This is a genomic window from Blastococcus saxobsidens (assembly GCF_002938435.1).
GTDB lineage: Bacteria > Actinomycetota > Actinomycetes > Mycobacteriales > Geodermatophilaceae > Blastococcus > Blastococcus saxobsidens.
The window spans coordinates 16519-28995 of the sequence record NZ_POQT01000046.1 but is presented as its reverse complement, the minus strand read 5'-3'; the positions used below and the strand labels follow the sequence as shown (position 1 = coordinate 28995).

The 12477-nt window shown below is 74.3% G+C and carries 14 protein-coding genes; 4 read left to right on the top strand and 10 right to left on the bottom strand.

Translation table 11 applies throughout. The features are described 5' to 3' along the window. From pcaB to pcaH, 3 genes are all read right to left on the bottom strand, one after another. On the bottom strand, nt 1-1177 hold a 1177-nt coding region (gene pcaB / locus C5507_RS20090), incomplete at its 3' end, for a 3-carboxy-cis,cis-muconate cycloisomerase (protein WP_104530273.1). 37 nt (nt 1178-1214) lie between these two features. Further along, entirely contained in the window at nt 1215-1871 is a 657-nt protein-coding gene (gene pcaG, locus C5507_RS20085) for a protocatechuate 3,4-dioxygenase subunit alpha (protein ID WP_104530272.1), read from the bottom strand. Nucleotides 1872-1977: 106 nt separating this feature from the next. Then, entirely contained in the window at nt 1978-2724 is a 747-nt protein-coding gene (gene pcaH, locus C5507_RS20080) for a protocatechuate 3,4-dioxygenase subunit beta (protein WP_104530271.1), read from the bottom strand. A gap of 72 nt (nt 2725-2796) precedes the next feature. Here pcaH and C5507_RS20075 point away from each other — a divergent pair, with 72 nt between their 5' ends. The 3 genes from C5507_RS20075 (at nt 2797) to C5507_RS20065 (ending at nt 5155) form a co-directional block, all read left to right on the top strand. Continuing rightward, complete coding sequence (locus tag C5507_RS20075) at nt 2797-3573, top strand: IclR family transcriptional regulator (RefSeq protein ID WP_104530270.1); 777 nt, start codon at nt 2797-2799, stop codon at nt 3571-3573. Nucleotides 3574-3622: 49 nt separating this feature from the next. Beyond that, entirely contained in the window at nt 3623-4792 is a 1170-nt protein-coding gene (locus C5507_RS20070; protein ID WP_104530269.1) for a 4-hydroxybenzoate 3-monooxygenase, read from the top strand. An 81-nt stretch (nt 4793-4873) separates the two neighbouring features. Continuing rightward, nucleotides 4874-5155 carry a hypothetical protein gene (locus C5507_RS20065; RefSeq protein ID WP_104530268.1) on the top strand — a complete coding sequence of 94 codons (282 nt, stop codon included), beginning with the start codon at nt 4874-4876 and terminating at the stop codon, nt 5153-5155. Here C5507_RS20065 and C5507_RS22535 read toward each other — a convergent pair. Together C5507_RS22535 and C5507_RS20060 are read right to left on the bottom strand one after the other, a co-directional pair. Continuing rightward, a complete protein-coding gene (locus tag C5507_RS22535; protein ID WP_158657665.1) occupies nt 5133-5300 on the bottom strand; it encodes a hypothetical protein in 168 nt (55 codons plus the stop codon). The two genes, C5507_RS20065 and C5507_RS22535, sit on opposite strands and share 23 nt — an antisense overlap. A 238-nt stretch (nt 5301-5538) precedes the next feature. Continuing rightward, nucleotides 5539-6243 carry a TetR/AcrR family transcriptional regulator gene (locus tag C5507_RS20060; RefSeq protein WP_104530267.1) on the bottom strand — a complete coding sequence of 235 codons (705 nt, stop codon included), beginning with the start codon at nt 6241-6243 and terminating at the stop codon, nt 5539-5541. Nucleotides 6244-6400: 157 nt separating this feature from the next. Between C5507_RS20060 and C5507_RS20055 the strand changes: the two genes are divergently transcribed. Next, nucleotides 6401-8257 (top strand): sugar phosphate isomerase/epimerase and 4-hydroxyphenylpyruvate domain-containing protein, encoded by a 1857-nt coding sequence (locus C5507_RS20055; protein ID WP_104530266.1) that lies wholly within the window; start codon nt 6401-6403, stop codon nt 8255-8257. A 15-nt stretch (nt 8258-8272) separates the two neighbouring features. Here C5507_RS20055 and C5507_RS20050 read toward each other — a convergent pair whose 3' ends face one another. From C5507_RS20050 to C5507_RS20030, 5 genes are all read right to left on the bottom strand, one after another. Further along, nucleotides 8273-9061 carry a hypothetical protein gene (locus C5507_RS20050; protein WP_104530265.1) on the bottom strand — a complete coding sequence of 263 codons (789 nt, stop codon included), beginning with the start codon at nt 9059-9061 and terminating at the stop codon, nt 8273-8275. Beyond that, a complete protein-coding gene (gene aroQ, locus C5507_RS20045) occupies nt 9058-9594 on the bottom strand; it encodes a type II 3-dehydroquinate dehydratase (RefSeq protein ID WP_104530264.1) in 537 nt (178 codons plus the stop codon). Before aroQ ends, C5507_RS20050 begins: the two co-directional genes overlap by 4 nt. Nucleotides 9595-9629: 35 nt before the next feature. Beyond that, entirely contained in the window at nt 9630-10451 is an 822-nt protein-coding gene (locus tag C5507_RS20040; RefSeq protein WP_165400441.1) for an N-acyl homoserine lactonase family protein, read from the bottom strand. Further along, a complete protein-coding gene (locus tag C5507_RS20035) occupies nt 10448-11284 on the bottom strand; it encodes a shikimate dehydrogenase family protein (RefSeq protein WP_104530263.1) in 837 nt (278 codons plus the stop codon). Before C5507_RS20035 ends, C5507_RS20040 begins: the two co-directional genes overlap by 4 nt. Nucleotides 11285-11378: 94 nt before the next feature. Then, nucleotides 11379-12413, bottom strand: a complete 1035-nt coding sequence (locus C5507_RS20030) for a DctP family TRAP transporter solute-binding subunit (RefSeq protein WP_104530262.1) — start codon at nt 12411-12413, stop codon at nt 11379-11381. Nucleotides 12414-12477: the final 64 nt, after the last annotated feature.

Below are 12477 nucleotides of genomic sequence, written 5' to 3'. Positions count from 1 at the left end.
TCGCGGCGGCCTCGCGGACGGCGGCCGCCGCCTCGTCGTGCGCGGCCCCGTGCCCGAGCGTCGGCGCCAGCGCCGAGGCGAGCGCGCCGGCGAGCTCCGGGTCGCGGGCGGCCATCACCGCCGACGCCATGCGGTCGGGATCCGGGCGCAGACCGGTGAGGCTCTCCCCCAGCCAGGCTGCCGCGGACCCCACCGAGACCAGCAGGTCGGTGAGCGCGGGCCACTCGCTGTGCCAGGCCCCCGCGGCCCGCTCGTGCTCCTGCTCCATGGCCGCCAGCAGCGTCGCCACCAGGCCCGGCGCACGGCGCGCGCAGGCCCGGGCGGAGATGGCCGCCACCGGGTTGCGCTTGTGCGGCATCGCCGAGGAGCCGCCGCGGTCGGCCCCGCCCTCGGCCACCTCGGCGACCTCGCTCTGCGCCATCAGCACGACGTCGACCGCGACCGTCGCGAGCACCCCGGCGGTGGCGCCCAGCACCCCGGCGAGGTCGGCGATCGGCAGCCGCACGGTGAACCAGGGCACGGCGGGGGCGACCAGGCCGAGCTCGGCGGCCAGCGCCTCGCGCAGCGCGGTGCCCGAGCCGTCGGTCGCGGCCAGCGTGCCGACCGCACCCCCGTACTGGACCGGCAGCGAGGCGACGACCTCGGCCAGCCGCAGGCGGGCGCCGTCGAGACCGGCCAGCCAGCCGGCCGCCTTGAGCCCGAACGTGGTGGGCAGGGCCTGCTGCATCAGCGTCCGGCCCATGACGACGTCGTCGCGGTGGGTGCGGGCCAGGCGCGCGGCGGCCTCGGCGGCCGCGGCCAGGTCGCGGTCGATCGCGGCGATCGCGCGGCGGGCGAGCAGCACCAGGGCCGTGTCCAGGATGTCCTGGCTGGTGGCCCCGACGTGCACGGCCGCGGCGTCGCGCTCCCCCACCGCCGCCTGCAGCACCCGCACCAGGGGCGGCACCGGGTTGCCGGCGTCGGCCGCCCGGGCCACCACCGTGGCGAGGTCCAGCCCGGCCGGCTCGGCGCAGGCCCTGGTCACCGCGTCGGCGGCCGTGGTGGGCACCAGCCCGGTCGCCGCGGCCGCCCGGGCCAGGGCCGCTTCCACGTCCAGCAGCGCGTCGAACCAGGCGGAGTCGGAGACCGCGGTCGCCGCGCCGCCCCGGCCGAAGGTCCCGCTGAAGAGCCCCGTCATGCCGTGTTCGTACCGCGTCGGTGTCTCGCGGGTGCGCTCATACGGCGAAGAACACCGTCTCACGGTCCCCCTGCAGGTAGATGTCCAGCCGGTAGCCGTCGTCGGTGGGCGTGGCGATCAGCGTGTCCCGCCGGTCCTCCGGCAACCCGCGCAGGACGACGTCCTCGGCGTTGGCCTCGGCCTCGTCGGCGAAGTAGATCCGCGTGACGACGCGGTCGAGCAGACCGCGGGCGAAGAGCGACACGTCGATGTGCGGGGCCTGCAGGCCGCCCTCGCCGTCGGGCACCCGGCCCGGCTTGAGGGTGTGGACGGCGAACTCGCCGGGGGGCTGGGCCGTGGCGACGCGCGCGAAGCCGCGGAAACCCGGGTAGGACGCGGCACCGCGGGGGTCCTCGGGTGAGGGGAAGCCGCCGTCGGGGTCGGCCTGCCAGGTCTCCACCATGGCGTCGGGGACGACGTCGCCGTTGCCGTCGAAGATCCGGCCGCGGATCCAGATGCCGCCCTCGACGCCCTCCTCGGCGGCCCACGTGCCGTCCGGCCAGGTCAGGCCGATCGCGAGGTACGGGCCGACCGTGGCGCTGGGGCTGGTGCCCAGCCGCAGGGGCTCGGTCAGGAAGCCGGTGGTGCGGCTGCGGCCGGGCAGCGGCTGGTAGGGCTCGGTGACGTCAGGGACGTCCAGCGGGTTGACCGTCATCACGCCATTCCTCCAGCGCGATTCCGCGCCTCGTTCCGCGCCTCGGTCGCTGTCCCCCGCAAGCGGGAGGTGCCCCCAGCCAGTGGCAATGCTCGCTCGGCTGTCATCACGCCACGTCTCCGTCGTCCTCGGTCTCGAACGGGGTCTGGTCGCTGCCGCGCAGCACGATGTTCCACTCGAAGGCCAGCGCCCAGTTGTCCACGGTCCGCTCGAGGCTGAACTGGCTGATCGCCCGGTGCCGCGCCGCGGCCGGGATCGAGTTGAAGATCGGGTCCTGGCCGAACAGCGGGTCGTCCGGGAAGTACATCTGGGTGACCAGCCGCTGGGTGAAGGACCGCCCGAACAGGCTGAAGTGGATGTGCGCCGGCCGCCAGGCGTTGTGGTGGTTGCCCCACGGGTACGCGCCGGGCTTGATCGTCATGAACTCGTAGCGGCCGAGGCTGTCGGTCATCACCCGGCCCAGCCCGTCGAAGTGCGGGTCCAGCGGCGCGGGGAAGACGTCGACGACGTGCCGGTAGCGGCCTCCGGCGTTGGCCTGCCAGACCTCGACGAGGGCGTTCGGCACGGGGCGGCCGTCGCTGTCGAGGACCCGCCCGTGGACGAGGATGCGCTGGCCGACCGCCTCGCCGCCGTTGCGCAGGGTCAGGTCGGCGTCGCTCGGCAGCACGCGGTCCTCGCCCAGCACCGGGCCGGTGACCTCGGTGAGCCGGTGCGCGAGGTCCACCGGCGCACGCAGCGGGGCACGCAGGCCGGTGCTGCGGTAGTCGGGGAAGCCGACAGGCGTCCGCGTGGCGTCGGGTTCGCGCATGTACCGCGGCAGGTGCAGGCCACCGCCTGGTGTGGTCCCGGTCATGCCCGGACGGTACGGCCCCTTGGCTACGCTGCCCAACACCTGAGTTCCACTGGACGGGAGGACGCACGACGCATGGCCGGACGCAGCGCCACACCCGGCAGGTCGGTGACCTCGCGCGCGCTCGGCATCCTCGACGCGTTCGGCAGCGACACGCCCCGGTTGTCCCTGTCGGAGATCGCCGAACGGTCGGGCACGCCGCTCACCACGGCGCACCGGCTGCTGGGCGAGCTGACCGACTGGGGGGCGCTCATCCGCCGTCCCGACGGCCGCTACGAGATCGGCCGCAAGCTCTGGAACCTGGGCCTGCTGGCCCCCGTGCAACTGGAACTGCGGCAGGTGGCGGCGCCGTTCATGCACGACCTGCACACCACCGTCCGGGACACCGTGCACCTGGCCGTGCGCGAGGGCCTGCACGCGCTGTACGTCGAGCGCATCTCCGGCCGGGTGCACGTGCCGATCGTCAGCCAGGTGGGCAGCCGGCTGCCGCTGCACGCGACCGGCGTCGGCAAGGTGCTGCTGGCCGCGGCCCCGGACGACGTCGTCGAGCAGGTGCTCGGCGACCTGCGCCCGATCACCCGGCACACGGTCGTCGACCGGGAGCGGCTCACCCTGGAGCTGGCCGAGATCCGCCGTCGGCGCTTCGCCCGCACGTGCGAGGAGATGTCCGCCGGCGCCGCCTCGATCGCCGTCCCGGTGCAGGTGGAACGGCCCTCGGGGCCCCTGGCGGTCGCCGCGCTCGGCGTGGTGGTGCCGCCGCACCGCCGCGACCTCGCCCGGATGGTGCCCGCCCTGGAGATGGCGGCGCGGGGCATCGGCCGCGAGCTGGCGAGGTCGCTGGAGTTCCACTGAGCGGAAGACACCGTTCCCCGGGACCGCTGCCCGTGCCCACACTCGTCGGGTGCGCACCCAGGTAGGCATCATCGGCGCCGGCCCCGCCGGTCTCCTGCTCTCCCGGCTCCTGGCCCGGCGCGGCATCGACTCCGTCGTGCTGGAGAACCGGTCCCGCGACTACGTCGAGGCCCGCATCCGCGCCGGGATCCTCGAGCAGCACACGGTCGACACCCTGACCGAGGCCGGGCTGGGCGACCGGCTGCGCCGGGAGGGGCTGGAGCACCGCGGCATCCACCTCCAGTACCCCGGCACCCGCCACACGCTGGACTTCCCGGAGCTCTGCGGCCGCACCGTGTGGGTCTACGGGCAGACCGAGGTGGTCAAGGACCTGATCGCCGCACAGCTGGACGACGGCCCGCCCCTGCTGTTCGACGTCTCCGACGTCACGCCCGAGGACGTCGACGGCGACTCGCCCCGGATCCGGTTCACCGATGCCGACGGCGTCGCCCAGGTGCTCGAGTGCGACGTGATCGCGGGCACCGACGGGTTCCACGGCGTCTCCCGTCCGGTGGTCACCGCCGGCACCGCCGGGAAGCTGTGGGAGCGCACCTACCCCTACGCCTGGCTGGGCATCCTGGCCGACGCCGCGCCCTCCACCGACGAGCTCATCTACGCCTGGCACCCGGAGGGTTTCGCGCTCTACTCCATGCGCTCGCCGTCGGTGTCCCGCCTGTACCTGCAGGTCGACCCGTCGGACTCCATCGACAACTGGTCCGACGACCGGATCTGGGACAACCTCTCCCGCCGTCTCGGCATCGACGGGTGGGAGGTGTCCACCGGGCCGGTCACCGAGAAGTCGATCCTGCCCATGCGCTCGTTCGTCAGCGCCCCGATGCGCCGGGGCCGGCTCTTCCTCGCCGGGGACGCCGCGCACATCGTCCCGCCGACCGGCGCCAAGGGCCTCAACCTCGCCGTCGCCGACGTGACCCTGCTGGCCGCGGCACTGACCCGGCTGCTCCAGGAGAAGCGGACCGACCTGGTCGACGCCTACTCCGACACCGCCCTGCGGCGGGTCTGGCGCTGCACCCACTTCTCCTGGTGGATGACCTCGATGCTGCACACCTCCGGGGACGACTTCGACCGCGAGCTGCAGCTCGCCCAGCTGCGCCGGGTCTGCTCCTCCGAGGCCGCCGCCCGCGAGCTCGCGGAGAACTACACCGGTCTGCCGATCGAGTGACCGGCCGGCCGGGACGACACTCGCCGGGCCCGGCCACGGCGGCCGTGCATCCGGATCGCGGGCTGCGGCCGAAAGCCTCCCGTGGAGTCGTTCGCCCCTCACCAGGAGACGTACTGGCTGGTCCAGCCGCTGCTCGAGGCCGGACTGCCGCTGGAGGAGGTCCAGGACCTGGTGTGCCGCCTGGGCTTCGCCGCCGTCGTCTGCGACAGCCGGACCCTGGACAGCCGGGCCCGCGAGCTGGTCGGCGACCGGTCCGCCGACGTCCGGGCGGCCTGGGTCGAGACGATCGGCCGGATGATCGGTCCGCCGCCCGCGGACCCCGGTCCGGCGGCACCGCCGGTCAGGCCAGCGCCTCCGGGGTGAGCCGCACCCCGCTCTGCCGCACCGATGCGCGGGTGGCCCGGTAGGGCTCGGCGGAGCACGGTTCCCCGGCCAGGTCCCCGAAGACCTCCCGGACGGCGACGGAGCGGCGGATCTCTCCGCCCGTGCGCAGGTTGGCCCGCAGCACCGGCAGCAGGAACCGCGGAACGCGGTCCGAGGCCTCGGCGCGGATGCGGTCGAGCGTGTCGGCGATGGCTGGTGCGAACGGTGGAAGCCGCCGACCCCCAGGTGGACGATGCCAGCGCGGGCCCGGCCGCGGTCGTAGGTGGGCGTCGCGACCGACGCCTCCAGGGCGGGCAGGGATGCGTCGTTAAGGGCAGCGGCCACGGCAGGAGCACTCCCCCCGATCGGCCGGCGTAACGGCATCACCGGGGCGCGGTCGCCGGAGCGCGTCGCGGGTCCGGTGCCTGGAGGAAGGCCGCGACCAGGTCCCCGAGCATCGTCCGCTGATGGTGGCGCCGGGCGGGGTCGAGCATGTCGCGACCGAGGACGGCGCCGAACGTGTGCCGGTTCGCCGTCCGGAACACGCAGTAACCGCTGATGACCTGGTGGACGTCGAGGGCGTCCACGTCGTCCCGGAAGACCCCCGCCTCGCGGCCCCGTCGCAGGATGGTGCCGAGCGCCGCCAGCGCCGGCTCGGCGAGGTCCGGGAGCACGGTGGACCGGGCGATGTGCTCGGCCCGGTGGATGTTCTCGATGCTGACCAGCCGGATGAAGTCCGGGTGTGCCTCGTGGTGGTCGAAGGTCAGCGCGGCCAGCTCGCGGATCGCGGCCACGGGGTCGAGGTGCTCGACGTCGACCTGCTGCTCCAGCGCCCGGATGCCCGCGTAGGCCTGTTCCAGGACGGCGACGTAGAGCTGCTCCTTGCTGCCGAAGTAGTAGTAGATCATCCGCTTGGTCGTGCGGGTCCGAGCGGCGATCTCGTTGATCCGCCCGCCCGCGTAGCCGCGGTCGGCGAACTCCCGCGTGGCGACGGCCAGGATCTCCGCGCGCGTCCGCTCCGCGTCCCGGACGCGCTCGGCACCCGCCCGGCGCCCGGCCGGCGCCGCCCCCGGCGGATGTGCGGTCACGGTCGCCTCCTCCGCGGCTGTCGGTGCCGCGAGGGTAGGGGCAGCGCCGAGGCCTCTCCGCACCCGCTCCCCCGTCGGCGCGGGGACTGGCGCGTGCCGCGGCCGGTGTGGTCCCCTCAGCCAACTCACCAACTGGTACATACGGAGGCCGCCGCCGATGACCGACGTCCGCAGGAGCATCGCCACCGTGTGCCTGTCCGGGACCCTCGAGGACAAGCTGGCCGCGGCCGCCCGGGCAGGCTTCGACGGGATCGAGGTCTTCGAGCCCGACCTGATCGCCTCCTCGTGGGCACCGGCGGAGATCGCCCGCCGGTGCGCGGACCTCGGGCTGTCCGTCGACCTGTACCAGCCCTTCCGCGACCTGGACTCCACCGATCCCGACCGCTTCGCCCGCAACCTGCGACGCGCCGAGCGCAAGTTCGACGTCATGGAGCAGCTGGGGGTCGACACCGTCCTGGTCTGCTCCTCGGTCTCCGACGACGCCGTCGCCGACGCCGACCGGCTCGCCGAGCAGCTGGCCGGCGCGGCGGCGCGGGCGGGTGAGCGCGGGCTGCGCCTGGCCTACGAGGCGCTGGCCTGGGGGCGCCACGTGTCCACCTGGGAGGCGTCCTGGGACGCCGTCCGCCGCGCCGACTCCCCCGCCCTCGGCTTGTGCATCGACAGCTTCCACGTGCTCTCGCGCGGCGGGGACCCCGCGGGCTTCGCCCAGGTGCCGGCGGACAAGTTCTTCTTCCTGCAGCTGGCCGACGCCCCGCGGCTGCAGATGGACGTCCTGCAGTGGAGCCGGCACCACCGGCTCTTCCCCGGCCAGGGCGCCTTCGACCTCGCGACCTTCCTGCGCTGCCTGCTCGGCGCGGGCTACACCGGCCCGCTGTCGCTCGAGGTCTTCAACGACGTCTTCCGGCAGTCGGACCCGTGGCGGACCGCCGTCGACGCCATGCGCTCGCTCGTCTGGCTGGAGGAGGCGCTCGGCGCCGTCTGGCCGGCCGCCGGGACGACCGCGCCCCCGCCGGCGCCCGACCTGTCCGGCCACTCCTTCGTCGAGCTCGGCGTCGACGGGGTCTCCGGGCCCCAGGTCGGCTCGGCACTGGCCGCCCTGGGTTTCGCGCACACCGGGCAGCACCGGTCCAAGCCCGTGCAGCTGTGGGAGCAGGGCACGGCGAAGGTCCTGCTCAACGCGTCGGTCACCCGTCCCGCCGGGGCGGGCGTCGCCGCGGTGGCCGCGCTGGGGCTGGAGAGCGAGGACCCCGGCCGTTCCGCGGCCCGCGCCGAGGCGGTGCTGGCCCCGATCCTGCCGCGGACGCGGGGCGCCAACGAGGCGGACCTCTCCGCGGTGGAGGCCCCCGACGGCACCCAGATCTTCTTCACCCGCACCGGCCCGGAGGGCTGGCCGGCCGATTTCCTGGCCACCGGTGCGGCACCGGCCGACGGCGGGGTCCGGGGCATCGACCACGTCGGGCTGACCCAGCCGTTCGACGCCTTCGACGAGGCCGGCCTGTTCTACCGCGCCGTGCTGGGGCTCGAACCGCACGCCGTCGCCGAGGTTGCGGCGCCCTACGGGCTGATCCGCACCCGCTCGGTCACCGACACCTCCCGCCGGGTCCGCCTCGCGCTCAGCGTCTCGGCGCTGCGCCGGGGCGGCTGGACCCCGGGCGTGCCGGATCCGCAGTACGTCGCCCTCGCGACCGACGACATCGTCGGCACGGTGACCCGGATGCGCGCGGCCGGAGCGCCCCTGCTGCCGCTGCCGGCCAACTACGCCGACGACCTCGAGGCCCGCTTCGACCTGCCGCAGGGGCTGCTGGCCGCCGTCCGCGAGCACGGGCTCATGTACGAGGAGGACGGCGAGGGCGGTGGCTACCTGCACGCGGCCACCTCGGTGCTGGGCGACCGGGTCTTCTTCGAGGTGGTCCAGCGACTGCGCGGCTACGACGGGTACGGCAGCACCGACCTCCCGGTCCGCATGGCGGCCCATCGGCGCGCACGCACCCCGGCCCCCGCCCCGGTGGCCTGACGGGACGGCCGGCGCTCAGCCGGACGCACGCTCGCGCGCCTCCCGGGCGCGCGGGTGCTCGAGCATGCGGTCCACGAGCACGCGCAGGCGGGCCAGCCGTGCCCGCCGGTCGGAGTCCAGCAGCCCCAGCGCGTCGTCCCCGCCGATGACCACGGGCACGTGCGGGGGCAGGACTGCCAGCTGACCGGCGGCCGCCTCACCGGCGGCCTCGAGGGCACGAGCGTCGACACGGACGTACCCGAGGTGCTCCCACAGGTCGGTGACCGCCGCCGAGACGCTCTCCTCGTCCACGCCGACCACCGGCACGTCCAGCACGACCCCCCCGCCACTGGGCGCCACCACCGCGACGGCCTCCTCCAGGGCCTCGGGCCGGTCGGCGCGCACCGAGGACAGCAGCGGCCGGATGCGGAAGGGCCGGGCCTGCTCGGCGAGCTCGGCGAACCCTTCGGTCCGCTGCGCCAGGTCACCGGCGCCCTCGGCGAACCGGGCGGTCAGGAACTGCGCCCCCAACCGGGCGCCGAAGTCCAGGACCCGGCCGTGGGCGCGGTGCACGTCGTCCCGCCCCAGGTGGCCGGACAGCACGACGCGGCCGACGTCCAGCACGGTCGTCCGGGTCTCGAGGAGCCGGTCGATCGTGGCCGCGAGCAGCTGCGTGCCCGCGCCTCCCGACCACCAGGCCTCGGTCTCCGGCACCGCCCCCACGTGCAGGCCCATCGAGTCCCAGCCGGTCGGAACCAGCTCGTCGATCGTCTCCAGCGGTGTCAGCGGGTGCACCAGGGACTGGTGCACGGCGAGTCGGTTCACGACGGGCTCTCCTCGTGGGAGTCGGGCGCGGGATCCACCGGCGACCCCGTGCGGGCGGAGGCGGGGGCGGCGTCCGGCAGGCGGTCGCCGGACGACCGGTGCAGGGCCCGGATCGCCAGCGGGTACCCGTGCACCCCCAGACCGACGACCGTCCCGACCGCCACCGGGGAGATGTAGGAGTGGTGCCGGAACGCCTCCCGCCGGTGGACGTTCGAGACGTGCAGCTCGATGACCGGCAGCTCGATCCCCTCGATCGCGTCGTGCAGGGCGACGGAGGTGTGCGTGTAGGCGCCGGGGTTGAACACCGCCCCGATGCACCGCCCGGCCTTCGCCTCCCAACCGAACTCCTGGATCCAGTCGATCAGCTGCCCCTCGGAGTTGGACTGCCGGAACTCCAGGCCCAGGCCGAGCCGCTCGGCCTCCGCGCGGCACAGCGCCTCCACGTCCTGCAGCGACGTGCTCCCGTACACCTCGGGCCTGCGGGTGCCGAGCAGGTTCAGGTTGGGGCCGTTGAGTACGAGCACTGTTCTCATGGCGGTTCCTCCGGGCGGGGCGGTCGTCGGGCGGGTCAGGCGATCCGGACCACGGAGCCGGTGCGGTCGGGCCCGTCGGCGGGGAACCGGTCCAGCACGCCCGGGTCGTGGCCGGGGACGATCAGGCCGGCGTCCCCCGCCAGCTCGGTGATCCGGTCGAAGGCGCCGTACACCGCCGGCATCGTGTGCAGGATGGGCGGCGGACGGTCCGACGTGAGGTTCTCGTAGAAGTGCGCGGCATCCGACGCCAGGACGACCGATCCGGCCCCGGTGGCCACCCGGACCAGCTGCATGCCCGCGGTGTGCCCGCCCACGAGGTGGACGCTCAGCCCCGGCAGCAGCTCCACGTCACCGGCGACGTCGCGCCGCCGGCCGACCTCCCCGGCCGCGGCCAGGTGCTCGAGGTCCTCCGGCGCGCAGAGCCAGCGCTCGCGCGTCAGCCGCCGTGGCCACGGTCCGGTCCAGTACTCCCACTCCGCCTCCTGGACGACGTAGGTGGCGGCCGGGAGCTCGGCGACGACACCTGTGTGGTCGTAGTGCAGATGGGTCAGCACCGACCAGCCGACGTCCTCGGGCCGCACCCCGAACCGGCCCAGGAGCTCGATCGGGGACCCGAGGTACTGCAGTCCCGGGACCGCCGCGGCCCGCGAGGGCGCGATGCCCGCGTCGACGAGCACGACGTCGGTGTCGGAGACGGCCAGCCAGACGTAGTAGGCGGTCGGGTGCGGCTCGCCCGACCGCTCGTCGTGGCCCAGGAAGTGCTGCCCCCGCTGGCCCCGGCGCAGGGCGTAGGCCAGCGCCCAGACCCGCCAGGTGCCCGGGGCCTGCGGGCGCAGCGGTGCCAGCCGATCGGTCACGCGTCCTCCGCGAGGGAGACAGCCCGCAGCTCGTCGGGCGTCGCGCTGCCGAAGCCGAAGAACTCCAGGTAGGCCGGGATCTGCTCGTAGAGCATGTCCTTGCCGATCTGCACGGGGCAGCCGCGGGCCTGCGCCGCCTGCAGGAACGGCGTGAACTCCTGGCGCATGACGACCTCCCCGACGAACGTCGTCGGGGCCAGGCGGGTGACGTCGACCGGCAACGGGTCGTCGTCGCCCATGCCCAGCGGCGAGGCGTTGACCACCAGGTCGTAGCCGGCGGGGTCCGCGGAACCCGTGCCGACCTCCAGCTCCGGGTAGTGCTCGACCAGCCGGCCGGCGAGACCCCGGGAGGCCGCCGCGTCGGGGTCGAACAAGCCGAGCGCACCGACGCCGGCCTCGGCGAGCGAGGCCGCGATCGGCGACCCCACCCCCCCGTTCCCCACGACGAGGGCGCGCGTGCCCCGGGGGTCGAAGCCCTTGCGCAGCAGCCCCCGGACGAAGCCGGTGCCGTCGAACTGGTCGGCGAGCAGCGTGCCGTCCTCGCGGCGCACCACGGCGTTGGCCGCACCGGCCACGCGGGCGGTGGGCGACAGGTCGTCGACCAGCTCGGTCGTCGTGACCTTGTGCGGCATCGTCACGAGGGCCCCACGGATGTTGGTCAGCGAGAACAGGGCTCGGAAGAAGTCTGGGTAGTCGCCCGCGCGGACCCCCATCGGCACCACGACGGCGTCGATGCCCCGCTCCTGGAACCACGGGTTGTAGACCAGCGGCGCCTTGAAGGAGTGGGTGGGGTATCCCAGGTGGGCGATCAGGGTCGTCGTCCCGCTGATCATGTGCGTTCCCGTTCTGGCCGTCCGCTCCGCGGCGGCCGTGGAGGCGACCCCGGGACGACCGCGGTGGTCGTCCCGGGGCCGGGGTTCCCTGCGGTCACTCGGCCGCGTTGCGGATGGCCTCGTAGACCTCGAGCTGCTCGCCGGAGTAGTTCTCCGTGAAGTACTCCTCGGCCTGCTCCTGGAAGGCGTCGACGTCGACGTCGTCCACCACCTGGAAGTCACCGCCGGCGGCCCACTCGTCGAGCTGCTGCTGCTCGAGCTCCTCGACGCACGCGGGCACCTGCTCGACCGCGGACGCCACCGCGTCCGAGAGCGCCTCCTGCTGCTCGTCGGAGAGCTCCTCCCAGACCGGGCCGATGATGACCAGGTTGGAGTTCTGCTGGTGGCCCGAGAGGCTGATGTAGTCCTGCACCTCGGCGAAGTTCTGCGACACGATGTTGGTGATCGGGTTCTCCTGGCCCTCCACGATCCCCTGCTGCAGCGCGAGGTAGAGCTCCTCGAACGCGACCTCGGTCGGGGTCGCGCCCAGCGCCTCGGCGTTCATCAGGAACTGCGGGGAGTTCGGGAAGCGCATGCGCACGCCCTGCAGGTCGGCGGGCTCCCGGATCTCCTTGTTGGCCGTGAAATGCCGCGCGCCGGCGGACCAGGCGCCGAGGATCTGCACGCCGGTGGCGTCGGTGAAGCTCTGCTTGAGGTCGGCGGAGGCATCGCCGGCGAAGAAGTCCGCGAGGTGCTGCGCGTCGTCGAAGGCGTAGGCCGCGTCCACGACACCGATCGGCTCGTGGACGGCGCCGAGCGCCGAGGCGCCCTGGATGTCGATGTCGTGGTCCCCGGCCACCACGGCCTGGACCCGGTCGGCGTCCCCGCCCAGCTGGCTGGACCCGAAGATCTCCACCGTGACGCCGACGTCGGCCGCGGCGACCTCCTCGGCGATCACCTGCGCGCCGCAACGGCTCTGGGGCTGGTCGTCGGTGTAGCTGTGGGCGAGATCGAGGGTGATCTCCTCGTTGGCCGAGCCGCCACCACCGCCTCCGCCGTCGTCGCTGCCACCGCAGGCAGCGGCGAGGAGCAGGGGCAGGGCCATGCTGGAGGCGAGGGCGATGCGCCGGCGCCGAGAACGAGTCTTCATGAGGTCCCTCCGTTGGGTTCGAGATTTCCGGTTGTCGGACGTCAGACGCCGGAGCGGTGCGCCC

Excerpts from the sequence above, each read along its gene's own strand:
- pcaG (WP_104530272.1), bottom strand. The coding sequence starts at position 1,871 with ATGACGGTCAACCCGCTGGACGTCCCTGACGTCACCGAGCCCTACCAG.
- pcaH (WP_104530271.1), bottom strand. The coding sequence starts at position 2,724 with ATGACCGGGACCACACCAGGCGGTGGCCTGCACCTGCCGCGGTACATG.
- C5507_RS20075 (WP_104530270.1), top strand. The coding sequence starts at position 2,797 with ATGGCCGGACGCAGCGCCACACCCGGCAGGTCGGTGACCTCGCGCGCG.
- C5507_RS20055 (WP_104530266.1), top strand. The coding sequence starts at position 6,401 with ATGACCGACGTCCGCAGGAGCATCGCCACCGTGTGCCTGTCCGGGACC.
- aroQ (WP_104530264.1), bottom strand. The coding sequence starts at position 9,594 with ATGAGAACAGTGCTCGTACTCAACGGCCCCAACCTGAACCTGCTCGGC.
- C5507_RS20035 (WP_104530263.1), bottom strand. The coding sequence starts at position 11,284 with ATGATCAGCGGGACGACGACCCTGATCGCCCACCTGGGATACCCCACC.
- C5507_RS20030 (WP_104530262.1), bottom strand. The coding sequence starts at position 12,413 with ATGAAGACTCGTTCTCGGCGCCGGCGCATCGCCCTCGCCTCCAGCATG.